General features: G+C 44.6%; 21 protein-coding genes. 19 read left to right on the top strand and 2 right to left on the bottom strand.

What is annotated here, in order from left to right; genetic code table 11:
- The first annotated feature begins 584 nt into the window (after positions 1-584).
- Both aceB and aceA read left to right on the top strand, forming a co-directional pair.
- Positions 585-2,222 carry a malate synthase A gene (gene aceB / locus CAG58_RS02510; protein ID WP_158137940.1) on the top strand — a complete coding sequence of 546 codons (1,638 nt, stop codon included), beginning with the start codon at positions 585-587 and terminating at the stop codon, positions 2,220-2,222.
- A gap of 136 nt (positions 2,223-2,358) precedes the next feature.
- Positions 2,359-3,669 carry an isocitrate lyase gene (gene aceA, locus CAG58_RS02505; protein ID WP_154168995.1) on the top strand — a complete coding sequence of 437 codons (1,311 nt, stop codon included), beginning with the start codon at positions 2,359-2,361 and terminating at the stop codon, positions 3,667-3,669.
- 179 nt (positions 3,670-3,848) lie between these two features.
- Here aceA and CAG58_RS02500 read toward each other — a convergent pair whose 3' ends face one another.
- Positions 3,849-4,319 carry a CBS domain-containing protein gene (locus CAG58_RS02500; protein ID WP_154168993.1) on the bottom strand — a complete coding sequence of 157 codons (471 nt, stop codon included), beginning with the start codon at positions 4,317-4,319 and terminating at the stop codon, positions 3,849-3,851.
- A 298-nt stretch (positions 4,320-4,617) separates the two neighbouring features.
- On the opposite strand from CAG58_RS02500, the gene queA reads away from it, so the two are divergent.
- The 5 genes from queA to secF all read left to right on the top strand — a co-directional run bounded on the left by queA (position 4,618) and on the right by secF (position 10,142).
- Positions 4,618-5,670, top strand: coding sequence for a tRNA preQ1(34) S-adenosylmethionine ribosyltransferase-isomerase QueA (queA, locus tag CAG58_RS02495; protein WP_161425946.1), 1,053 nt, complete (start codon positions 4,618-4,620; stop codon positions 5,668-5,670).
- Positions 5,671-5,719: 49 nt separating this feature from the next.
- Positions 5,720-6,859, top strand: a complete 1,140-nt coding sequence (tgt, locus tag CAG58_RS02490; RefSeq protein WP_154168989.1) for a tRNA guanosine(34) transglycosylase Tgt — start codon at positions 5,720-5,722, stop codon at positions 6,857-6,859.
- Positions 6,860-6,972: 113 nt separating this feature from the next.
- The gene (yajC, locus tag CAG58_RS02485; RefSeq protein ID WP_072668776.1) at positions 6,973-7,305 is read left to right on the top strand and encodes a preprotein translocase subunit YajC; all 333 of its coding nucleotides are present in this window, start codon (positions 6,973-6,975) and stop codon (positions 7,303-7,305) included.
- Between the two features lie 21 nt (positions 7,306-7,326).
- The gene (gene secD / locus CAG58_RS02480; RefSeq protein WP_083797767.1) at positions 7,327-9,180 is read left to right on the top strand and encodes a protein translocase subunit SecD; all 1,854 of its coding nucleotides are present in this window, start codon (positions 7,327-7,329) and stop codon (positions 9,178-9,180) included.
- A gap of 14 nt (positions 9,181-9,194) precedes the next feature.
- Complete coding sequence (gene secF, locus CAG58_RS02475; protein WP_154168987.1) at positions 9,195-10,142, top strand: protein translocase subunit SecF; 948 nt, start codon at positions 9,195-9,197, stop codon at positions 10,140-10,142.
- A 129-nt stretch (positions 10,143-10,271) separates the two neighbouring features.
- On the opposite strand, the gene suhB is transcribed toward secF, so the two are convergent.
- A complete protein-coding gene (gene suhB, locus CAG58_RS02470; RefSeq protein ID WP_158137942.1) occupies positions 10,272-11,075 on the bottom strand; it encodes an inositol-1-monophosphatase in 804 nt (267 codons plus the stop codon).
- A 324-nt stretch (positions 11,076-11,399) separates the two neighbouring features.
- On the opposite strand from suhB, the gene trmJ reads away from it, so the two are divergent.
- From trmJ to der, 12 genes are all read left to right on the top strand, one after another.
- A complete protein-coding gene (gene trmJ / locus CAG58_RS02465) occupies positions 11,400-12,128 on the top strand; it encodes a tRNA (cytosine(32)/uridine(32)-2'-O)-methyltransferase TrmJ (protein WP_154168985.1) in 729 nt (242 codons plus the stop codon).
- Between the two features lie 125 nt (positions 12,129-12,253).
- Complete coding sequence (iscR, locus tag CAG58_RS02460) at positions 12,254-12,775, top strand: Fe-S cluster assembly transcriptional regulator IscR (protein WP_161425945.1); 522 nt, start codon at positions 12,254-12,256, stop codon at positions 12,773-12,775.
- A gap of 31 nt (positions 12,776-12,806) precedes the next feature.
- Positions 12,807-13,997: an IscS subfamily cysteine desulfurase gene (locus CAG58_RS02455; RefSeq protein ID WP_161425944.1), complete on the top strand. Its 1,191-nt coding sequence runs from the start codon at positions 12,807-12,809 to the stop codon at positions 13,995-13,997.
- A gap of 257 nt (positions 13,998-14,254) precedes the next feature.
- Entirely contained in the window at positions 14,255-15,547 is a 1,293-nt protein-coding gene (gene pepB, locus CAG58_RS02450; RefSeq protein ID WP_004395845.1) for an aminopeptidase PepB, read from the top strand.
- Between the two features lie 206 nt (positions 15,548-15,753).
- Entirely contained in the window at positions 15,754-16,185 is a 432-nt protein-coding gene (ndk, locus tag CAG58_RS02445; protein ID WP_161425943.1) for a nucleoside-diphosphate kinase, read from the top strand.
- A gap of 276 nt (positions 16,186-16,461) precedes the next feature.
- Complete coding sequence (locus CAG58_RS02440) at positions 16,462-17,583, top strand: bifunctional tRNA (adenosine(37)-C2)-methyltransferase TrmG/ribosomal RNA large subunit methyltransferase RlmN (protein WP_004395843.1); 1,122 nt, start codon at positions 16,462-16,464, stop codon at positions 17,581-17,583.
- A gap of 560 nt (positions 17,584-18,143) precedes the next feature.
- Positions 18,144-19,043 (top strand): RodZ domain-containing protein, encoded by a 900-nt coding sequence (locus CAG58_RS02435; RefSeq protein WP_161425942.1) that lies wholly within the window; start codon positions 18,144-18,146, stop codon positions 19,041-19,043.
- Between the two features lie 8 nt (positions 19,044-19,051).
- The gene (ispG, locus tag CAG58_RS02430) at positions 19,052-20,176 is read left to right on the top strand and encodes a flavodoxin-dependent (E)-4-hydroxy-3-methylbut-2-enyl-diphosphate synthase (RefSeq protein WP_004395841.1); all 1,125 of its coding nucleotides are present in this window, start codon (positions 19,052-19,054) and stop codon (positions 20,174-20,176) included.
- A gap of 24 nt (positions 20,177-20,200) precedes the next feature.
- Complete coding sequence (gene hisS / locus CAG58_RS02425) at positions 20,201-21,469, top strand: histidine--tRNA ligase (RefSeq protein WP_158144197.1); 1,269 nt, start codon at positions 20,201-20,203, stop codon at positions 21,467-21,469.
- A gap of 39 nt (positions 21,470-21,508) precedes the next feature.
- Positions 21,509-22,123: a tetratricopeptide repeat protein gene (locus CAG58_RS02420; protein ID WP_161425941.1), complete on the top strand. Its 615-nt coding sequence runs from the start codon at positions 21,509-21,511 to the stop codon at positions 22,121-22,123.
- A gap of 12 nt (positions 22,124-22,135) precedes the next feature.
- A complete protein-coding gene (bamB, locus tag CAG58_RS02415) occupies positions 22,136-23,296 on the top strand; it encodes an outer membrane protein assembly factor BamB (RefSeq protein ID WP_158137950.1) in 1,161 nt (386 codons plus the stop codon).
- Positions 23,297-23,467: 171 nt separating this feature from the next.
- On the top strand, positions 23,468-24,958 hold the full coding sequence (gene der / locus CAG58_RS02410; protein WP_158137952.1) for a ribosome biogenesis GTPase Der: 1,491 nt from the start codon (positions 23,468-23,470) through the stop codon (positions 24,956-24,958).
- The last annotated feature ends 127 nt before the right edge of the window (positions 24,959-25,085 follow it).

The raw sequence follows: 25,085 nt of genomic DNA, 5'->3' as shown, positions 1-25,085 counted from the left end.
TGTTCTATATATTTGCGGTTTTTCTAGTTTTATTTGCCATTTTTTATTAATTCAATAGAGTTTAACTCTGCTAGTGAATCTTTTTTTGTCAAATTTTACAGCGATAAAGTTTTGAAGCTTTCATAAAATAGTAAAACTTCACATGGTTAATTTTACATCTTTTCCTCATTCCATTGTTTCAACATTCGGTTATCTATCCTGCTTGAACCCTGAAAATACGATATCGCTGATCGATTTAATTATCGAACGGCTGTTTTAAACGACTTTCAAGGTTAATTCTTGATGTAATTTTATTACGTAATAAATTACATTTTTTAAGCCAATAATAAACGATAGTTTGAAACGGAATAAAACGTTGAATTTAACGATGTGTTAACTTTCGCTCTTTAATTGTAATGGCTTATAGGGTAATGTTTGTCTTGATTTTGTTGGGTTATATCGTGCTGACTTACCTTTGACCCATTGATGGATTAAGTCAGGCTTATAAACACAACTCGCCAATATTATTGTTATACGCTTACTGTGTTTTTTGTAGTTCTAAATTTACAAATGACAGATAAAGATACTCTCTAAGGAAGGATGCCATGCTTGCTCAAACCCCCGATAAATCGTCATCAGCCATTGAAAACGCTAAGCATCACGATCAATTAGTTGTTAATGGGGCTCTATCCTCGGAACATAGCACCATTTTCCCTGTTGAAGCCCAAACCTTTTTAGCTGAGCTGTGTCGTCATTTTGCGTCGCGAGTGAATACGTTACTCAATGAGCGCGAACAGCAACAGCAGCGTATTGATCAAGGTCACCTGCCTGATTTTTTAGAGCAAACCATCGATATTCGAGAAGGCAGCTGGAAAATCCTTGGTATTCCTAATGATCTGCAAGATCGAAGAGTAGAAATTACCGGTCCAACGGATCGTAAAATGGTCATCAATGCACTCAATGCCAACGTTAAAGTCTTCATGGCCGATTTTGAAGATTCGATGTCACCCGCTTGGGATAAGCTGCTCGATGGACAAGTGAATTTGCGCGATGCGGTGAATGGCACCATCAGTTATCGTAATCCAGATAACGATAAGGTCTATCAACTTAAAGAAGATCCAGCCGTGTTGATTTGTCGGGTTCGAGGGCTGCATTTACAAGAGAAGCATGTCCTATTTGCTGAGCAAGCGATTCCCGGGGCTTTATTTGATTTCGCTTTGTATTTTTTCAATAACTATAAAGCGTTATTGAAAAAAGGCAGTGGTCCTTATTTCTATTTACCGAAACTCCAAGCTTATCAAGAAGCGCAATGGTGGAGTGATGTCTTCCATTTTACCGAAGATTATTTTGGTTTAGAGACCGGGACGATAAAAGCGACGGTGTTGATTGAGACTCTGCCTGCGGTGTTTCAGATGGATGAAATCCTCTTTGCTCTTAAAGAACACATTGTGGGGCTCAACTGTGGCCGCTGGGATTATATCTTTAGCTACATTAAAACGTTGAAAAAACACCCTGATCGCGTATTGCCTGACCGTCAAGTTGTGACGATGGATAAGCCATTTTTGAATGCTTACTCACGTTTATTGATCTATACCTGCCACCGACGCGGCGCATTTGCCATGGGAGGCATGGCGGCCTTTATTCCTGCCAAAGATCCTGCGCTTAACGCTCAAGTACTGGAAAAAATCCGTCATGACAAAATGCTGGAAGCGATGAATGGCCATGATGGAACTTGGGTCGCTCATCCCGGATTAGCGGATACCGCTATGGAGGTCTTCAATCAAGTGCTGGGTGAGCGTCGTAATCAATTGGATGTGACTCGCTTATCGGATGCGCCAATCCGTGCAGAAGCGCTGCTTGCTCCTTGTGATGGCCCGCGGAGCGAGCAAGGCATGCGACACAATATTCGTGTTGCTTTGCAATACGTCGAAGCGTGGATTTCTGGTAATGGCTGTGTACCAATTTATGGTTTGATGGAAGATGCAGCGACCGCAGAGATCTCTCGCGCTTCAATTTGGCAATGGATTCAGCACGGTAAAACCTTAGATAACGGACAAGTAGTCACGAAAACGTTATTTCGTGATTACTTAGCTCAAGAAATTGAAGTCGTTAAAGCTGAAGTTGGGCAAGCACGCTTTGATCAGGGGCGGTTTACCGAAGCAGCTGAATTGATTGAACGTCTCACCACCAGTGACGACCTCGGTAACTTTTTAACCATCCCGGGCTACGACTATTTGGCGTAGAACGGTCTTAACCAATAATAAATAACAGTAACGTGAAACCGAACTTCAAAGCTCACTGAATCGAAGTGAGTGGCGAAAAGGACGATATCGGCGTGTGCCATCAGCCACGCGAAACCAATGATAAGAGGGACAGAACATGACATTAACTCGCCGCCAGCAAATCGAAGCACTAGAAAAAGATTGGGCAACGAATCCACGTTGGAAACACGTTAAGCGGACATACAGTGCAGAAGATGTCGTTAATTTACGGGGCTCAGTCACCCCAGCCAATACCATCGCCCAGCGTGGTGCAGATAAATTATGGGAACTGGTAAACGGTAGTGCTAAAAAAGGCTACGTTAACTGTCTTGGTGCTTTGACGGGAGGACAAGCCGTCCAACAAGCTAAGGCTGGTATCGAAGCGATTTACCTTTCAGGTTGGCAAGTCGCGGCGGACAATAATACCGCTGGGACAATGTATCCTGATCAATCGCTCTATCCGGTCGATTCGGTTCCTAGCGTTATTAAACGCATTAATAATGCGTTTCGTCGCGCTGATCAAATTCAATGGTCAAATGGCAAATCTCCACAAGATGAAGGGGGGATCGATTACTTTTTACCAATAGTCGCTGACGCAGAGGCGGGGTTTGGCGGTGTCCTGAATGCTTATGAACTGATGAAATCGATGATTGAAGCCGGTGCGGCAGGGGTTCATTTTGAAGACCAATTGGCGTCGGTGAAAAAATGTGGCCATATGGGCGGCAAGGTACTGGTTCCTTCTCAAGAAGCGGTGCAAAAATTGGTCGCTGCGCGTCTGGCTGCTGATGTTGCTGGAACAACCACGCTGGTGATTGCTCGAACTGATGCTAACGCCGCGGATCTATTAACGTCGGATTGTGATCCATATGATGCTGACTTTATTGTTGGTGAGCGTACCGCTGAAGGTTTCTATCGTGTTCGTGCTGGGATCGATCAAGCGATTTCTCGTGGTTTGGCTTACGCTCCTTACGCCGACTTAATCTGGTGTGAAACCGCTAAACCCGATTTAGAAGAAGCGCGACAGTTTGCTGAAGCGATTCATGCTCAGTACCCTGATCAACTCTTGGCTTATAACTGCTCGCCATCGTTTAACTGGGAGAAAAACCTGGATGCCGAAACGATCGCCAAATTCCAGCAAGAATTAGCGAATATGGGCTACAAATACCAATTTATCACTTTAGCTGGCATTCATAACATGTGGTTTAACATGTTTGAACTTGCTCATGCCTATGCTCAAGGTGAAGGCATGCGTCATTATGTTGAAATGGTTCAGCGTAAAGAGTTTGCCGCCGCCGAGAAAGGCTATACGTTTGTGGCTCACCAACAAGAAGTGGGCACGGGTTATTTTGATAAAATGACCAATACGATTCAAGGTGGTCAATCGTCAGTCACTGCGCTAACCGGTTCAACCGAAGAAGAGCAGTTCTAACTTCTGCATGGTGATAATCTGATGACGTAAAGTTGCAGGGGACAACTGCAACTTTAATAAATTTATCGCATCAATTAATTGTCTGAGTGATAGCAAGTTATCTCAAAACTAAAAAGAGCAAGGGTATTGATCACCATGCTCTTTTTATTTATCTATTCTATCGGCTAGCTATTGACCAGCTACAAAACGTCTTGCTCAAAGTCGTTATCCGTATCGACTTCGTCGGGCTCGCTGTTTTCTTGTAATTCTAGCAAGTTGATCGCAATAGCGACGAAGTCGCTATCGGTAATGATCCCGACCAACTCGCCTTTGTTGACCACCGGTAAACAGCCAACTTTATGCCGTTGCATGTAGATAGCACTTTCTTTTAGGCCGGCTTGTGGAGCGACCGACATGACGCCCGTGTGCATGACCTCATACAAAGGGGTCGTTTCGGTATGTGAGGTATCGGTGATTTTATTGTATAGACTCGACTCTTGTGCTGCCAATACATCGCGATGAGTAATAATGCCTAATAACCGGCGATTGGCATCGACAATAGGAATATGACGAATATCTAATGCTTCCATCATATTTCGGGCGTCGGCTATTGTGTGGGTACGCAACAAAGTATGTGGGTTGCGAGTCATCATGTCTTCAACTTTGATCATAACCAACTCCTTTTCCTTTCGATGATCGGTAACCAAGTTTAACTGGCCAATGAACGTAACGTGGCGCGCGGTCTGTTGATATTTAGTATAGGTTTGTTTGTGGTTAATATCTGAGAGTTAAGTCAGCTTTTACTGGTAATCGCAACAGAGAAGCCGCTAAGTCACTTTTGATTACAATCCTTAATCGATGGAACGTATCCTAGCTGCTGACAATCCTGTATCTTGCCGGAGCTTGGGTATATACTGTTGCGCCGCGAAATGAACCGTCGCTAACCTTATCAATAACTAAGAAAGAGCCATGCAAGTTTCAGATTTTCACTTTGACCTCCCAGATGAGCTAATCGCTCGTTACCCGAAAGCGCAGCGCACTGATAGTCGGTTACTGCGATTAAATGGCACCACCGGTGAACGGGTTGATGGCACATTTACCGATGTGTTGCATTATATTGAGCCAGGAGACTTATTAGTCTTTAACAATACTCGTGTTATCCCAGCTCGTTTATTTGGTCGTAAAGCCAGTGGTGGTAAATTAGAAGTGTTGGTTGAGCGTATGCTCGATGAGCACTCTATTTTAGCGCATGTTCGTTGTTCCAAGCCGCCTAAACCGGGGGCGGAACTGTATCTGGGTGAGCAGGACCAATATTTAGCGACCATGGTTGCACGCCATGATGCCTTGTTTGAGATTCGATTCAATGCCCAGCAAACGGTTTTGGAAATCTTAAACCATATTGGTCATATGCCTTTGCCGCCATACATTGATCGTCCCGATGAAGAAACCGATAAAGAGCGCTATCAAACGGTTTATAATCAAAAACCGGGCGCCGTTGCCGCACCAACAGCAGGGCTACATTTTGACCAAGCATTATTGGATCAAATTCAAGCTAAAGGCGTTGAGTTTGCCTATGTGACTTTGCATGTCGGCGCGGGTACTTTCCAACCTGTGCGCGTGGAAAATATTCATGATCACCATATGCATGCTGAATACGTTGAAGTACCAGAAGAAGTGGTTGCGGCAATTGCAGCGACCAAGGCTCGTGGTGGCAGAGTGATTGCGGTTGGGACAACCTCGGTGCGTTCTTTAGAGAGTGCAGCGCAAGATGCACTTGCGAAAGGCACAGCGTTAGCGCCTTTTTTTGGTGACACGGATATTTTTATTTTCCCTGGTTATCAATATCAATTGATTGATGCATTGATCACCAATTTTCATCTACCAGAGTCGACGCTGATTATGTTAGTCAGTGCCTTTGCTGGTTATGAACACACTATGGCTGCTTATCAGCATGCGGTAGAGCAGAAATATCGCTTCTTCAGCTATGGTGATGCGATGTTTATTGAAAAAAATCAGGCTTAAGCTTGATCCCTTAATATCGTCAGACTGTTTCTCTGACATTGGAGGCTTTGTGAAGTTAACGTTTGAACTGAAAAAGAAAAATGGCAATGCGCGTCGAGGTCAGTTGACCTTTGAACGTGGCACCGTACAAACCCCGGCCTTTATGCCTGTTGGTACTTATGGCACAGTAAAGGGCATGACTCCGGAAGAAGTTAAAGAAACGGGTGCTGAAATTTTGCTGGGTAATACCTTCCATCTTTGGCTACGTCCAGGCCAAGAAGTGATGAAAATGCATGGTGATTTGCACGATTTTATGAATTGGCAAGGCCCGATTCTGACTGACTCTGGTGGTTTCCAAGTCTTCAGTTTGGGCGAAATTCGCAAAATCACCGAAGAGGGCGTGCATTTTCGCAACCCTGTAAACGGTGACAAAATCTTTATGGATGCTGAAAAATCGATGGAAATCCAAAAAGATTTAGGTTCAGATATCGTAATGATTTTCGATGAATGTACGCCTTACCCTGCGACGCATGAAGAAGCAAAAAAATCGATGCAAATGTCATTACGTTGGGCGCAGCGCTCTCGTGACCATTTTGATAAGCTCAACAATACCAATTCACTGTTTGGCATTGTTCAGGGTGGCGTATACGAAGATTTACGTGATGAGTCAGTGAAAGGACTGACACAAATCGGTTTTGATGGTTATGCGGTCGGTGGCCTTGCGGTTGGAGAGCCCAAGCCCGATATGCATCGTATTTTAGAACACACCTGCCCTCAGCTGCCTGAAGATAAGCCTCGCTACTTAATGGGCGTGGGTAAGCCAGAAGATTTAGTAGAAGGTGTGCGTCGTGGCGTCGATATGTTTGACTGTGTGATGCCAACACGAAATGCTCGTAACGGACACCTATTTGTGACCGGTGGTGTGATCAAGATCCGTAATGCAGTACATAAAACAGATACAACACCACTGGATCCGCACTGTGACTGTTACACTTGCAAAAATTATTCTAAGTCGTACTTGCACCATTTGGATCGTTGTAATGAGATCCTTGGCGCTCGTCTGAATACTATTCACAATCTACGTTATTACCAACGATTGATGGAAAGTATTCGTAAAGCGATAGACGAAGATCGCTTTGATCAATTTGTAGAAGCGTTTTACGCACGCCGTCAACGCGAAGTGCCGCCGCTACAAATCGAACAAGCGTAATGGCAAGCACTGAGATGGATTTATCCTGAAGGGTCTATTCATGGCTTGAATTTGTCTTAGTGCGGCCCAATACCTACAAATATTACAAACAATAACTTAGAGGACGTTTCTCAATGAGTCTAATTTCTGTAGCGCACGCAGCAGGTGAAGGTGCATCACAGGGTGGTGGTTTCGAAATGCTGATCATGCTTGGCATGTTTGCGGTAATTTTCTATTTTATGATTTACCGCCCACAGTCTAAACGAGTGAAAGAGCATAAAAGTCTAATGGCCTCAATGGCGAAAGGTGATGAAGTCTTAACCAGTGGTGGTTTAGTGGGAAGAATCACTAAAATCGCTGATGATAACGATTTTATCTCTGTTGAATTGAACAACAATAATGAAGTTGTGATCAAAAAAGACTTCGTTTCTGCCGTGTTACCAAAAGGTACACTTAAATCTTTGTAAAACAGCTAGAGGATCCTCGCTGTGCTAAACCGTTATCCGTTATGGAAGTACTTAATGGTTGTGTTTGCCATTACCATTTCTGCTTTATACGCACTTCCTAATCTTTACGGTGAAGATCCGGCTATTCAAGTTACAGGGGCGCGTGGCGCCTCTGTAGATATGTCAACGCTGGATGCTGTCACTGAAGCGCTCGATAAAGCGCAACTCTCTCATAAATCCATTGCTTTCGAAAATGGCTCCATTTTGGTGCGTTTTAATGACACTGATACCCAAATCAGTGCTCGTGACATCATTAATGAAGCTTTAGGCAATGACACCATTGTTGCGCTGAACTTAGCGCCTTCCACTCCTCGTTGGCTAGAATCCATTGGCGCAGCGCCGATGAAACTTGGCCTTGATTTACGCGGCGGAGTTCACTTTTTAATGGAAGTGGACATGGACGCGGCAATGGAGCGATTAGTCAGCCAACAAGAAGAAGCTTTTCGTAGTGAATTGCGCGATGAGAAGATCCGCTACCGTGCGATCCGTAGTCAAGCGGATTCCGTCGAGATCATTTTACGCGATGCCGCTCAGCTTGAAGAAACTCGCCGTCTATTAGAGGCGAATCATCGTGATATGAATTTTACCGCTTCTGATCGTGATGGGCGCTTCCTCTTGGTAGCCAAATTTACAGACGCCCGTTTACAAGAGATTCGCAACTACGCGGTTGAGCAAAATATCACTATTTTACGCAATCGTGTCAATGAATTAGGGGTTGCAGAACCTTTAGTTCAGCGTCAAGGCGCGAGTCGGATTGTGGTTGAATTACCTGGCGTACAGGATACTGCACGTGCGAAAGAAATTTTAGGTGCGACGGCAACCCTTGAGTTTCGTGAAGTCGACGCTACGGCTGATCTGGCTGCCGCAGCGGCAGGTCGAGTGCCTGCAGGTAGTGAAATTAAACTGGATCGCGATGGTCGTCCTGTTGTTTTAAAACGTCGAGTCATTTTGGGTGGTTCAAGTATTACTGACGCCAGTTCAAGTGCCGACGAATACGGTCGCCCACAGGTTAATATTTCTCTTGATAGTGAAGGTGGCAGTAAGATGTCGGCTTTCTCAAGAAATAATATTGGTAAGCTGATGGCAACGGTATTTGCTGAATATCGAGACAGTGGTGAAAGAACCGACGATGGCCGAGTGATTTTAGAAAAGCATGAAGAAGTCATCAACCAAGCGACGATTCAGTCAGCATTGGGGCGTAATTTCCGAATCACTGGCATCAACTCGGCGGCTGAGGCTCAAAATTTAGCGTTATTACTACGTGCAGGCGCATTAATCGCACCGATTTCGATCGTTGAAGAGCGGACGATTGGCCCGTCAATGGGACAACAGAATATCGACATGGGTATTCAAGCTTGTATCTGGGGTTTGTTTGCGGTGATGATCTTTACTGCACTGTACTATCGTACGTTTGGCTTGATTGCTAACTTAGCCTTGTTGACCAACTTAGTGTTGATTATCGGCATTATGTCGATGATTCCCGGAGCAACCATGACCTTACCCGGTATTGCCGGTATTGTGTTAACGGTTGGTATGGCGGTAGATGCTAACGTGCTGATTTTTGAACGTATTCGTGAAGAGCTACGTGAAGGTCGTAATCCGCAACAAGCGATCCACCAAGGTTACGCCAATGCGTTTAGTACCATTGCTGATGCGAATATCACGACGCTGATCACGGCGATTATTTTGTTTGCGGTGGGTACTGGTGCGATCAAAGGCTTCGCTGTTACTTTATCGATTGGTATCTTAACGTCGATGTTTACCGCGATTATCGGTACGCGTTGTGTAGTTAACCTGCTGTATGGCGGGAAACGTATTAATAAATTGTCGATCTAAGGCTAGGAATCATTATGTATCAAATTCTGAAAGCAGAGAAAACGATCGACTTTATGCGTTGGTCAAAGTTTACGTTTGTCTTATCGCTATTGATGATTGGCGCGTCAATTTTTACCTTATCCACCAAATGGTTAAACTGGGGATTGGACTTTACTGGCGGAACACTGATAGAAGTGGGTTTTGCCGAGCCAGCGAATCTGGAGAAAATTCGCCATGCTCTTGATGAGCGTGGATTTGGTGATGCAACAGTACAAAACTTTGGTTCAGCACGTGATGTAATGGTCCGTTTGCGCCCTCGTGAAGGGGTCGCTGGAGAAACGCTCGGTAACCAAATTCTGAATGCCATCAAAGAGGGAACGGGTGAAAGCGTTGAGATGCGCCGGATCGAGTTTGTTGGTCCTAACGTTGGTGATGAGCTGGCAGAAGCGGGAGGCTTAGCAATTTTAGCCTCACTGATCTGTATTTTGCTTTACGTTTCAATGCGTTTTGAATGGCGTTTAGCCTCTGGGGCCGTATTATCTCTAGCTCACGACGTAATTATCACCCTAGGTATTTTCTCGTTACTGCAAATCGAAATTGATTTAACGATCGTGGCCGCTTTACTAACGGTGGTCGGCTATTCGTTGAACGATACGATAGTGGTCTTTGACCGTATTCGTGAGAATTTCCGTAAGTTGCGTAAAGGCGATTCAGCGGAAGTAATGAATAGCTCCATTACGCAAACACTCAGTCGGACGTTAATTACTTCAGGCACGACGTTGTTTGTGGTGATCGCATTATTTGTCCAAGGTGGTGCGAATATCCATGGTTTTGCTACCGCATTACTGTTGGGGATCACGGTAGGTACTTACTCTTCTATCTACGTTGCTTCGGCGTTAGCGTTAAAGCTTGGTATTACCCGTGAGCATCTTATTCCAGCACCTATAGAAAAAGAGGGTGCTGAGTTGGATGAGTTGCCTTAGCTTAAGGTTGACAGGTGACAGTGAGATTCGTCTTCACCAGTAACAAAAAAACCGCTGAATATTCAGCGGTTTTTTTATCAAGCGAGCATGGATGATTGGTGCCATGCTGATTGTTTGGCAATAGAACGGTTATTTAAAAATCGCACTGTTTCCGTTTTCACGGATGTGTTGCAAAATCGCTTTTACACCACGTGGGCTTGAGCCGACAATATTGCCTGATTGCATGTAATTAGTACCGCCAGCAAAATCGGCCAGAATGGCCCCGGCTTCACGAGCGATCAGTTCGCCTGCCGCCATATCCCATGGTTTAAGACCTAACTCAAAGTAGCCATCGACACGGTTAGACGCTAAATAACATAAATCTAAGGCGGCTGAGCCAGTACGACGAAAATCAGCGCACTCAACAAACAAAGAAGAAATAATTTTTAGGTAAGACTCAGAATGTTGTTTTTGCTTAAATGGGAAACCAGTCGCAAGGATAGCCCCTTGCAGATCTTTCAATGGCTTAACGCGAATACGACCATTGTTTAATTGAGCGCCAGAGCCGCGTTGAGCAGTAAATAGTTCATTTAACATTGGGTCATAAACACAGGCAACTTCGGTGCGACCATTCATTCTTACGGCAATCGATACCGCAAAATGAGGGATACCTTTCACGAAGTTATTGGTTCCATCCAGTGGGTCGATGATCCATTGTACGTCTTTATCTTTACCTTCGATAAGACCGCCTTCTTCGGCAATAATGCAGTGCTCAGGGTAAGAGCTTTGGATGGTAGCAATGATTAGCGCTTCCGCTTCTTTGTCGACATTAGTAACAAAGTCATTGCTTCCTTTTTGAAAGGATTCAATTTTGTCAGCGTTTTCTAGAGATTTAGCAATATGATTACCTGCTTTTCGCGCAGCGCGAATAGCAATGTTTAGCATTGGATGCATACGAGTTTCCCAACGGATGTTAAAGAACGAAAAAAGCGGAGCGGATTATAGCAAAATCATACCAAAAAGGAAGTGGTTATTTTTTGCTCGCTTAATGGTTCGGCCGACAACGGGCCTGATCATTTCATTTTTCTTTATGTTATTATCGAACAACGAACGCCAAGTAACCGTTTTTGTATGGATTATTCTCGAGTTACTTAGCCAACCCTTCAAGCCAATTTAATACCGTTAAAGTTAAGATGGACTCGCTCGTCAACGCGAATCAACGAGTGAGTGTCATCATCGACGGCGAGATTAGCGATAGATTGATGGTAAATTAACGTCATGTTAGACAATGTTAAAATCGTTTTAGTGGGCACATCACATTCAGGAAACATTGGTTCAGCGGCTAGAGCGATGAAAGTGATGGGCCTAAGTCAGATGGTATTAGTCGCACCTGAATGCGCAGTAGATGCTCAAGCAATCGCGTTAGCTGCGGGTGCCAGTGATATTGCGTTAAATGCGCAGATCGTCAGCACGCTGAGTGAAGCGGTTGCTGAGTGTGGGTTAGTCGTTGGTAGCAGCGCCCGTTCACGTACATTAGAGTGGCCGATGCTTGATCCTCGTCAGTGTGGCGAACAATTTGCGATTGAAGGTCAAACCCATCCTGTTGCGGTAGTATTTGGTCGTGAAAGAACAGGCTTAACCAATGAAGAGTTACAGCTTTGTCATTATCATGTATGCATTCCTGCTAACCCCGAATACAGCTCATTAAACTTAGCGATGGCCGTGCAAACGTTATGTTACGAGATTCGCGTTGCTCATTTAACACATCAACAGAGTGAGTTTTCATCACCGACAGTGGTGGACTATCCTCGTCATCAAGAACTGGACCGATTTTATCAGCATCTAGAGCGAGTGTTGTTGGAAAGTGAGTTTATCTCTCCTTCACAGCCAGGGCAGGTAATGAACAAGCTCCGCCGATTATTCAGCCGAGCTCGCCCTGAAGCGCAAGAAATTAATATCTTACGTGGCGTATTGACTGCAGTAGAGAAAAAAATGCGCCTGCCTTAATTGTCGCTAATCACCTGATTAATTTAAGGTTAAATACCCGACTAATTCAGTCAATTAAATACTTGACTGAATTAGTCGGGTATGGAAGAATCTCAACCACATAATCGATGTGGATATGGTGTAATATGAGATTAACATCTAAAGGAAGATACGCGGTAACCGCCATGTTAGATGTGGCGCTAAATTCGCAGCAAAACCCAGTACCTCTAGCGGACATTTCAGAGCGACAAGGTATTTCCCTGTCTTATCTAGAGCAGCTATTTTCTAAATTACGTAAAGCTGGCTTGGTTGCTAGTGTTCGTGGTCCTGGCGGTGGTTATCGTTTAGGCGCAGAAGCGAGTACCATTTCTATTGGTACGGTTATCGCGGCGGTGGATGAATCTGTCGATGCGACGAAATGCCATGGTAAAGGTGATTGCCAAGGTGGCACTCGTTGTCTTACTCACACGTTATGGTGTGACCTCAGCTCACGTATTAGCGACTTCTTAAATAACATCACACTCGGTGAGTTGATGGTTGATAACGAAGTCTTACAAATTTCTGACCGCCAAGGCATGCACCTTGCGGCGAACCAAGGGAATGGCAATAAGCATTCTCAATCTGTCACTATTGGTGCAGCCTCCTTTGGTCTTAACGTTCGCTCATAGCGGCAATGTTTACACTGGAGTAAAATAAAAAATGAAACTGCCTATTTATTTAGACTATTCGGCCACCTGTCCGGTTGATCCGCGCGTGGCCGAAAAGATGATTCAGCATATGACGATGGATGGGACGTTTGGTAATCCTGCTTCTCGATCGCATCGTTATGGCTGGCAGGCAGAAGAAGCGGTGGATACGGCGCGTGAACAAGTTGCTGAACTTATTAATGCCGATCCGCGTGAAATTGTTTTTACTTCAGGGGCAACAGAGTCGAATAACTTGGCGATTAAAGGTGCGGCGCACTTTTATGCTAACCAAGGTAAGCACATCATCACCTGTCAAACTGAGCATAAAGCAGTATTAGATACTACTCGCCAGCTAGAACAGGAAGGTTTTGAGGTGACGTATCTTCAGCCTGACCGTCGTGGATTGATCGATATAAATCAATTACAAGCCGCCATGCGTGATGATACCGTGCTAGTTTCGGTGATGCATGTCAACAATGAAATTGGTGTGATTCAGGATATCACTGCGATTGGTGAGCTGTGTCGTGATCGAAATATCATCTTTCACGTTGATGCGGCTCAATCCGCAGGCAAAGTTGAGATCGATGTACAAGCAATGAAAGTCGATCTTATCTCACTCTCAGCGCATAAAATTTATGGCCCTAAAGGTATTGGGGCTCTCTTTGTGCGTCGCAAGCCGCGTATTTATCTTGAAGCACAGATGCATGGTGGTGGTCATGAGCGCGGTTTCCGCTCAGGAACACTGGCGACCCATCAAATTGTTGGGATGGGAGAAGCGTTTAACATCGCTAAACAAGAGATGGAGCATGATTATCAACATGCTAAAACTTTACGTGACCGTTTACTTAATGGCATACAAGATATCGAAGCTGTGAGTATTAACGGTGATTTAGAGCAGCGTGTTCCTCATAACCTTAATCTCGGTTTTGCTTTTGTCGAAGGCGAATCGTTGTTAATGGCCCTGAAAGATCTTGCGGTTTCTTCAGGCAGTGCTTGTACGTCTGCTAGCTTAGATCCTTCTTATGTATTGCGTGCGCTGGGTTTGGATGATGAATTAGCACACAGCTCGCTTCGTTTTTCATTTGGCCGTTTTACGACCGAAGATGAAATAGATTATGCGATTGAACATATTCGTAGCGCAGTGACTCAATTGCGTAATATGTCGCCTTTGTGGCAAATGCACAAAGAAAGCTCAATAATATAGTCGGCAGCGAGCCATCAAATCAGTGTTGAGTTAACAATTTTAAGCAAAATAAGCGGACCTCATGGTCCGTTTTTTTATCCAGTGGGTATTTTTACGCGACAAAATGTTAACATCGTTAGGTTGATTATTCGTTGTGATTCAGATATATCCGAGAGTAGTTATTCTCAACTCGTTACAAGAGCGGTAATCGCGCGGTAGTGTAACGAAACAAAGGAATATATCTATTAGGGCCACACCATATAGGACAAGGAGAAACCATGTCTACACAGATGCCTGTATTTATTAGTCTAGAGTCAGCCCAGCCTCAGTGGGGAGAAAAAGCCCTCGTCTCATTCTCAGAGCAGGGCGCGACCATTCATTTATCGAAAGAGAATGATCTCAATGCCATTCAGCGTGCAGCACGTAAATTAGATGGCCAAGGATTGCGTTCGTTACATTTATCCGGTTCAGCATGGACCTTAGAAACGATTTGGGCATTTCACCAAGGTTATCGTGATCCTAAAAAGAAAAATACCTTACAGTGGGAGTCGTTAGCCAGCGCCGATCAAACTGAACTTGAAGCACGGATTAAAGCGGCGGATTGGACACGCGATATTATCAATAAAAGTGCTGAAGAAGTGGCTCCTCGTCAATTAGCGACCATGGCTGCCGAGTTTATTAAGTCACTAGCTCCGGATCACGTCTCTTATCGAATTGTAAAAGATAAAGACCTATTGACGGAAAACTGGGAAGGCATTTATGCGGTAGGTCGAGGTTCTGAGCGCACTTCTGCCATGTTGCAATTAGACTACAACCCAACGGGCGATGATAATGCTCCTGTATTTGCCTGCTTAGTTGGCAAAGGCATTACCTTTGACTCTGGTGGCTATAGTTTAAAACCGTCTAATTTTATGTCTTCGATGAAAGCGGATATGGGCGGAGCAGGAACCATCACCGGAGCCCTGGGGCTGGCTATCATGCGCGGTTTGAATAAACGCGTTAAGCTCATTTTGTGCTGTGCTGAGAACATGGTATCTGGCCGTGCATTAAAATTGGGTGATGTGATCACCTATAAAAACGGCAAAACCGTTGAAATTATGAATACTGACGCCGAAGGGCGGTTAGTCTTAGCTGATGGTTTGATTTACGCTTCAGAGCAAAAACCACAATTGATCATCGATTGTGCAACGTTAACGGGAGCTGCAAAAAATGCGTTAGGTAATGATTACCACGCATTACTGAGCTTCGACCAAGCTTTGAGTCAACAAGCGCTCAATGCAGCTCAAGAAGAGCATGAAGGATTATGGGCTCTGCCATTAGCTGATTTTCACCGTGATATGTTGCCCTCGAACTTTGCTGATCTCTCCAATATTTGTTCTGGTGATTATTCACCGGGTGCAAGTACGGCAGCGGCTTTCTTATCCTACTTTGTTGACGATTACCAGCAAGGCTGGCTACATGTCGATTGCGCGGGAACGTATCGTAAATCCGCCAGTGATAAATGGGCCGCTGGGGCAACAGCGATGGGCGTTAAGACCGTTGCGCGTATTTTATTAGATCAGGCCAAATAATAAGTAACCAAGGGGCAGCGTTGATTGCCCCGTTTTGTACTCTTTTTTGCTATTACAGCGGTATTGACGGCGTTGAGTAGCTCCTATGACATGGTTATCTATGTGGTTAGGGAGTGACTCATCTGTCGCTAAAGGTAGCAGTAAGCGATTGGAGTACGTATCAATTAGCCTTACTATTTACTATCAAAATCCAAAAAGGACATCTTATGGCTCTTGAAAGAACATTTTCAATTATCAAACCTGACGCAGTAAAGCGTAACTTAATCGGCGAGATTTACCATCGTATAGAAAAAGCGGGATTGAGAATTATCGCGGCAAAAATGGTTCATTTAACCGAAGATCAAGCGAGCGGTTTTTATGCTGAGCATGAAGGAAAAGCGTTCTTTAATGATCTAAAAGCCTTTATGACATCAGGTCCGATCATGGTCCAAGTGTTAGAGGGAGAAAATGCGATTGCTCGTTATCGTGAATTAATGGGTAAAACTAATCCGGAAGAAGCGGCATGTGGCACGATACGCTCTGATTACGCGCTGAGTATGCGTTATAACTCTGTACACGGCAGCGATAGTCCTATTTCGGCTGCTCGTGAAATTGAGTTCTTTTTTCCCGACGCTGAAATTTGCCCACGCAGTGAGTGAGTTGCCGTATAACCCAAATGGCACCATCAAGACTCAGAGCTGGATGGCTTTTACCACGGTATAAAGTAAGCGTTAAGCTGAAGGTAAATAGTTAATCACCGTGTTTATTGGTGACCCCTGATGAGTCCTGCCTCATCAGGGATTAATCATCGACTAGAACCGCTTTCCTATCCCAATAATGTCGCAAAAAATTCAGGGTTTTACTGTGCTTGTTGTCATTGAATAAAGGCTGTACAATTCGCGCCCTTAATTCTAGTTCCATCTTGGAGAGGCCACATGACCACTGAAAAAGTCAATCTGCTCGATTTTGATCGCAAAGGCTTACGTACTTATTTCGCAGAAGAATTGGGTGAAAAAGCGTTTCGAGCTGATCAAATCATGAAGTGGATTTATCACTTCGGTTGTGATGACTTCGAAAAAATGACCAACATTAACAAAAACCTACGTGAGAAATTACAGACTCACTGTGAGATTCGAGCGCCTTACGTTTCCGATGCTCAATACTCCAGTGATGGCACGATTAAATGGGCAATGCGAGTCGGAGATCAAGATGTCGAAACCGTCTATATTCCCGAGGAAGATCGCGCCACATTGTGTGTCTCTTCACAAGTTGGTTGTGCGCTGGAATGTAAGTTTTGTTCAACCGCTCAGCAAGGGTTTAACCGTAATTTACGCGTTTCGGAAATTATTGGTCAGGTTTGGCGTGCAGCACGTGAAATTGGTTTGGAAAAAGAAACAGGCCGCCGTCCGATCACCAACGTGGTAATGATGGGCATGGGTGAGCCGTTGCTCAATATGAAAAACCTCATTCCTGCGTTAGAACTTATGCTTGATGACCTCGGTTTTGGTTTGTCGAAACGTCGTGTGACGGTCTCTACTTCAGGTGTCGTTTCTGGTTTAGATCAAATGACCGGGCAAATTGACGTGGCATTAGCGATTTCACTTCATGCACCTAACGATAAACTACGCAGCGAAATTATGCCGATTAATGATCGCTGGGATATTCAAGATTTTCTTGCTTCAGTGCGCCGTTATATTGCCTCTTCTAACGCCAATCGCGGTAAAGTAACCGTCGAATATGTTTTGTTGGATCATGTGAATGATGGCACTGAACATGCGCATGAGCTGGCTCAGTTGATGAAAGGGACGCCTTGTAAAATTAACCTGATCCCGTTTAATCCTTATCCAGGTTCACCGTATAAAAAACCCAGTAACTCACGCATTGATCGTTTTCAGAAAACCTTAATGCAGTATGAGCATACCGTGACAATACGTAAAACACGTGGTGATGATATTGATGCTGCCTGCGGTCAGTTAGTTGGTGATGTGATAGACAGAACCAAACGGACGAAATTAAAGCAGCAGCCTGAGCAGATTATTCCCGTAAAAACCTTATAAACCTTTTTAATAACGCCAGCCTTTTCGCTGGCGTTATTGTTAAGAGAAAACGGCTAAACAAGTCGAGTTAGATTTTGAGTTTATAAGCCAATAGATGCTCAGTTTTTATCGGTCATCGAGCACCTTGATAGAATCATGCTATTAACTGAAATAGGCTGCGTAAGGTGTTTTGATGCATAGTAGGATTCTTAGCTCACAGTGGCAAATTATGGCTTTTTTATGTCAATTTAACGAAAAATCTTGACCTAGCTGTAATTTCTTTTTCAAATCAATGTTGTTTACCGCCTAAGATCCATTAGAATGATTTAATGATAGCCCATTCGATGTAGCGGTCGAATCGAACAAACGTGATATCCAAATTAGTTGATGAGTAATAATGCAATTTCCTCGCTGTATAAGCAAAATCAGTACGGAAGTCGGCGTTATTGAAACTTAAGTGAATTGGATGAAACCATTTTCCCTGTTGGAACACTGATAGCTTAAACGCGACTAACGAATAGAGACAAAAATAACAGCGTAGGCTTCGGTTCGAACACGAATAAAAGAGATTGATAGCGCGGATGAATACACAGCAAGAAGAGACTATCGTTGACGAAACGCCGAACGTTCAACAACCTGGTACGCTGCTTAAGCAGAAACGTGAAGCTTTAGGATTGAGTCAAAAGCAAGTGGCCGATCGCTTACGTTTGCGGGTGGCGATTATTCGTAACATTGAAGATAACCAATTTGATTCTGATTTGGTGGCAACCTTTACTCGTGGTTATCTGCGTTCTTATGCTAAAGCCGTCGGACTCTCGGCTGCTGAAGTCGTCGAAGCTTATGAGGTGCACTATGTGATTGAGCCTCAAGAGCAGAAGATGCAAAGCTTTTCTAAAAAAACGAAACGTGATCAGCACGATAGTCGTATCATGTTGATCACTTGGGTTATTGTATTGGTGATTATTGGTATGTCATCACTGTGGTGGTGGCAGAATAACCAACACAATAATCTCACTTCATCGAGTGAGCGCAGTTCATTGATTACTGAGCAAACCAATCCGCAGTCTTCGTCGGCCGACCCTATTTTGGATCAGCTACCGACGGTGAGTGACCTGACTGTCGGTAATGAGGTATCAGCGGTTGAGCAAGCAGAAGAGGAAGGGGCCGTCGTTGAGCCTATCTTAGAAGCGGAGCCATCCATCACACCAGCTACCACCGAAAATACGCCGGTCAACGCTGACGAGAGTAATTTGCTCAGCATGACTTTTAGCGCTGATTGTTGGATTCAAGTTAAAGATGCCACTGGCAAAACGCTGTCTACCGGCGTTAAAAAAGCCGGCCAATCGATCAAGGTGCGTGGTGAAACCCCGATTAGTGTCATTCTTGGAGCACCAGAAGGTGTTTCTGTCACATTTGCGAGTGAACCTGTCGACCTTTCTGGGTATACTTCAGGCAGAGTAGCTAGATTCACCTTACCTTAGACGAAATTATGCAACACAAGTCTCCTATTAAGCGTCGCCCCTCTACACGTATTTATGTGGGTAACGTACCTATTGGCGATGGCGCGCCTATCGCCGTACAATCCATGACTAACACCAGAACCACAGATGTGGCTGCGACCGTCGCTCAAATAAAAGCGTTGGAGAAAGTGGGCGCAGATATTGTCCGTGTCTCGGTTCCTACTATGGATGCTGCCGAAGCATTTAAGTTAATTAAGCAACAGGTCTCGATTCCTTTAGTGGCAGATATTCATTTTGACTATCGAATCGCTTTAAAAGTGGCCGAGTATGGTGTTGATTGTTTACGGATTAACCCTGGTAATATCGGTAATGAAGCTCGGATCCGCTCGGTAGTCGACTGCGCCCGTGATAAAGGCATTCCGATTCGAATCGGTGTTAATGGTGGTTCATTAGAAAAAGACCTTCAGCTTAAATATGGTGAACCGACACCTGAAGCTCTGGTTGAATCTGCGATGCGCCATGTCGATATTCTCGACAGGCTAAACTTCGATCAGTTCAAAGTCAGTGTTAAAGCTTCGGATGTTTTTCTAGCAGTAGATTCCTATCGGTTATTGGCCAAACAAATCGATCAACCTCTTCATTTAGGGATCACCGAAGCGGGTGGTGCCCGAGCGGGTTCAGTTAAATCGGCAGTTGGTTTAGGGATGCTGTTGGCTGAAGGTATCGGTGATACGCTACGGATTTCTTTAGCGGCCGATCCTGTTGAAGAGATTAAAGTCGGTTTTGATATTCTGAAATCACTGCGCATTCGCTCTCGTGGGATCAACTTTATCGCTTGTCCAAGTTGTTCTCGTCAGGAATTTGATGTGATCAGTACGGTTAACGCACTTGAGCAGCGTTTGGAAGATGTGTTAACCCCAATGGATGTCTCGATCATTGGTTGTGTCGTCAACGGCCCTGGTGAGGCAGAAGTCTCCCACTTAGGATTGGCTGGCAGTAATAAAAAAAGTGCCTTCTATGAAGATGGTGTTCGTCAGAAAGAGCGCTTTGATAATGACGATCTCGTTGCTCAGCTCGAAGCTAGAATCCGTTCAAAAGCAGCTCAGTTAGACACGAAAAATCGTATTGCTATTCAGCAAATCGAGCAAGATTAACCTCACGATATTACGGTAAATATTTTGGCAAAGACTATTCAAGCAATTCGAGGCATGAACGACTGCCTCCCGACTCAATCTCCACTTTGGCAAAAAGTGGAGAACGCAGTTAAAAATGTCGTTAGTGCCTATGGCTATAGCGAAGTGCGTATGCCCATCGTGGAAATGACGCCACTTTTTAGCCGTGCTATTGGTGAAGTGACCGATGTGGTTGAAAAAGAGATGTACACCTTTGCTGACCGTAATGGCGATAGCTTAAGCCTTCGTCCTGAAGGAACAGCCGGTTGCGTTCGTGCAGGAATTGAACATGGCCTGCTGTATAACCAAGAGCAGCGTTTATGGTATATCGGACCAATGTTCCGTCATGAGCGTCCTCAGAAAGGTCGCTATCGTCAGTTCCACCAATGTGGCGTTGAAGTATTTGGTATCGATGGCCCAGATGTTGATGCCGAGCTGATCATGATGACAGCACGTCTATGGCGTGAACTTGGTATTGCTGAGCATGTGCGACTAGAGCTGAATTCGATTGGTTCATTAGCGGCTCGCGCGGATTATCGCAGCGCGTTGATTGAGTATTTAGAACAACATCAAGATGTATTGGATGAAGATTGCAAACGCCGCATGTATACCAATCCATTGCGTGTTCTGGATAGTAAAAATCCAGACGTTCAAGCGATACTTGGCGATGCGCCCGAATTGGCTGATTACTTAGATGCCGAATCGAAACAACATTTTAGCGGTTTGTGTGAACTTCTTGACGCGGCAGGTATCGAATACACCGTTAATCAACGTTTAGTGCGTGGATTAGATTATTACAATCGAACGGTTTTTGAATGGATAACAGAAAGCTTAGGCTCTCAGGGCACTGTGTGTGGCGGTGGCCGCTATGATGGTTTAGTTGAACAGCTCGGAGGGAAAGCGACTCCGGCAGTTGGTTTTGCGATGGGGCTTGAGCGTCTGGTATTGATGATGGAAACCTTAGGTAATACAGAGGTGCGGCGTAGCGTAGACGTTTATATTGTCACGGCGGGTGAAGGTACCACCATGGCTGGAATGAAACTCGCTGAGCAACTGCGTGAGCAAGTTCCGGGTTTACGTGTGATGAACCACTGTGGTGGTGGTAACTTCAAAAAACAATTTAAACGTGCAGATAAAGTTGGTGCTGCGGTCGCTCTGGTACTTGGTGAAAACGAGATCGCTGAAAAGACGGTAGTACTAAAAGATTTACTTGGTGGTCAGCAAACCACGTTATCTCAAACTGATATTGCTAGCCAATTGGCTCATCTCGTTTAAACGCATGTTTTTGAGATTTCTTATTTAAGAGGACAGGAAGTGGAACTCTACGATACCGAAGAACAACAAGTTGAAGCGATAAAAGATTGGTGGAAAGAGAATGGTAAAGCCGTTCTCCTTGGTGCGGTACTTGGTCTTGGCGGTTTGTTTGGATGGCGTTATTACCAGCATTCAACTACGACGGGTCAAGAAACAATGTCTGAAACGTATAGCAAAGCTATCGCTAACTTTTCAGCTAAAGGGGCGCAAGCTGAGTCAGATTTGCAGCATTTTATCGATAATCATCAGAAATCAGAATACGCTGTTTTAGCGGCGATGCAGCTTGCTAAAGCACAAGCCGATGCTGGGCAGTTAGATGAGGCGTTAGCGCAACTTGAATGGGCTAAGAAGTCGACGAAAGACGCCGCATTAACCCCTGTCATTGCATTTCGTATTGCACGTTTGCAGGCTGAGCAGCAGCAATTTGATGCCGCGTTGGCTGAATTAACAACGATTACTGAGGCAAGTTGGGCTGCACGTGTTGCTGAATTACGTGGTGATATTGCACTCCGTAAAGGAGATAAAGACGCGGCTTATGCAGCCTATTCACAAGCTCAACAATCGAGTAATGCTAGCCAAACATTACAGCTGAAACTCGATGATCTAGCCAGATAAGGGCATCTGTTGATGAAAAAAATATTCAACAAAGTGCTTTTGTCTGCGGCCGTAATCGGTTTGTTAGGCGGATGTGCTGGGGAAGAAGAAAATATCATTATGGCTCCGCTACCTAGTGTGAGTAGTGAGTTTACACCGCAACCCATTTGGAGTAACTCGGTTGGTCGGGGAGTCGGTCATTTTTTCTCTAATCTGACTCCTGAATACGCTTATGGTAAAGTGTTTGTTGCTAGTCGTGATGGCGAAGTCAAAGCCCTTGATCCCAATGACGGGAAAACATTATGGCGTGTTAATGTAAGACAAGATATGCCAGCGCGTTTATCTGGGGGCATTGTTGCCGCTTACAATCAGCTGTTTATCGGCAGTGAAAACGGTCAAGTCCTGGCTTTAGATGCCGAAACGGGCGAGCTGAATTGGCGTGTCGATGTAGCCGGTGAAGTACTGGCTTCGGTTGCTACAGACAGTAACTTAGTGATTGTGAATACCAGTCGAGGCATATTGCTTGCGTTAGACAGTACTAATGGCGCTCAAAAATGGACCATCAGTACCGAAGTACCCAGCTTAACCCTACGTGGTGATAGTCGGCCTGTTACCGCTTCTGGTGGTGTTTTTTGGGGAACCTCTAACGGTCGTCTTGCCGCCGCGATTATTGAACGTGGTCAATTAATTTGGCAACAGCCGATAGGTCAACCGCAAGGCGCAACCGAAATTGATCGCTTAGTTGATGTTGATGCTGCGCCATTGATCATTGGAGCTAACTTGTACGCCATCGGTTTTAATGGGCAGTTAATTTCAATTGATTTGCGTTCAGGTAGTGCGGTATGGAAACGCAATTATTCGTCAACGACGGATATGGTCAGCGATGGCCGCCGTCTGTTTTTAGTTACTGATAAAGATCATGTCGTTGCCGTTGATGCACGTAGCGGGACGGAACTGTGGCAGAATAATCAGCTACAGCACCGACTGTTAACGGCGCCTAAATTGATTGATGGTTACCTAGTTGTTGGTGATAGTGAGGGATACCTTCACTGGTTGGATCGCAATAGCGGCGAATTTGTGGCTCAGCAATTCGTCAGTAAAAGCGGTTTTGCAGTCGGTCCCCTTGCACTTGACGATGGCTACTTGATTGTCTCGCGAGATGGTAAAATAAAGAAACTGACTATCACTCAATAAATCGTGATATAATTCACATTCGGCTCCTGGCTGTATACAGCCAGGAGCCGTTTTGCTGCAATAAACCTTGAGTTTGTATACCCAAATGTGTTTGTCATACTAAACTTTTGTACCGAGTAGCAAAATCATTTGAGTATAATTACATAAGAAAGAATTATTATTGAGGTTGTTATGATACCTGTTGTTGCTCTTGTTGGGCGTCCAAATGTAGGTAAATCGACGCTATTTAACCGACTCACCCGTACACGAGATGCACTGGTAGCGGACTTCCCCGGTTTAACCCGCGACAGAAAATATGGCCAAGCAAAATTAGGTGAAAACGAATTCATCGTGATTGATACCGGTGGTATTGATGGCACAGAAGAAGGCGTTGAAACTAAAATGGCTCAGCAATCATTGGCGGCGATCGACGAAGCGGACGTCGTCTTGTTCATGGTTGATGGTCGTGCTGGGTTAACTTCTGCCGATGAAGCCATTGCTCAGCATTTGCGTCGTATTGAGAAAAACGCGATTTTGGTTGTGAATAAAGTCGATGGTATTGATGCTGATGCGGCCTGCGCTGAATTTTGGCAGCTCGGGATGGGATCGCAGATGTACCAAATTGCCGCAGCCCATGGTCGAGGCGTTGCTGTTCTTATCGATCGCGCGTTGAATCCGCTCGCAGAGCAGATGAACGAAGATCTACAGAATCTAGAAGATCTGACGGAGTTTGTTGATACTGATGAGCCCGAGCAGTTGGAATACACTGAAGAAGAAGCGGAAGCAGAATTCAAAAGGTTACAAGATCAACCGATTAAACTGGCCATTATCGGTCGACCTAATGTAGGTAAATCAACGCTCACTAACCGTATTTTAGGTGAAGAACGGGTTGTGGTTTATGATATGCCCGGCACCACACGTGACTCGATTTATATTCCAATGCAGCGTGACGATCGTGAGTATGTCTTGATCGATACCGCGGGTGTGCGTCGTCGTAAAAGTATCAATGAAACGGTAGAAAAATTTTCTGTTGTTAAAACGCTTAAAGCGATAGAAGATGCTAACGTTGTGCTATTAGTGATCGATGCTCGTGAAAATATCTCTGATCAAGATTTAAGCCTACTCGGTTTTACTTTAAATGCTGGACGTTCGGTGGTCATTGCGATCAACAAATGGGATGGCTTGAGCAATGATATCAAAGAGCGTGTGAAAAAAGAGTTGGATCGCCGCTTAGGATTTGTTGATTTTGCTCGTATTCACTTTATCTCGGCGCTGCATGGTACCGGAGTTGGTCACCTTTTTGAGTCGGTACAAGAAGCGTATCGTTCTGCCACGACACGAGTGGGAACCTCGGTATTAACTCGTATCATGAAAATGGCAACCGATGATCACCAGCCACCACTGATTCGTGGTCGACGCGTTAAACTGAAGTACGCTCACGCAGGTGGTTATAACCCACCGATCATTGTTATTCATGGTAACCAGGTTAATGAACTGCCCCATTCCTATAAACGCTATCTAATGAACTATTACCGTAAATCATTAGAAATCATGGGTACGCCAATTCGTATTCAGTTCCAAAGTAGTGAAAACCCATTTGAGAACAAAGTGAGCAAGTTGACGTTATCTCAAGAACGTAAACGTAAGCGTTTAATGACCATGGTGAAAGATCGTCGAAAATAGACCTAGGTCGATATATTATAAAAAGCCCAAGCTGTTAGCTTGGGCTTTTTTTATCCCTTTTCGTCATTGTATTTTGTCGGTTTTTGATGGATGAGTTAACGCTTCCTCTTTGAGTATGGCGTTATAC

It is taken from the genome of Vibrio sp. V31_P5A7T61, assembly GCF_009904895.1.
In the GTDB taxonomy this organism is placed as follows: Bacteria; Pseudomonadota; Gammaproteobacteria; order Enterobacterales; family Vibrionaceae; genus Vibrio; species Vibrio metschnikovii.
The sequence above is the reverse complement of the archived record's forward strand: the minus strand, read 5'-3'. Positions and strand labels throughout refer to the sequence as shown.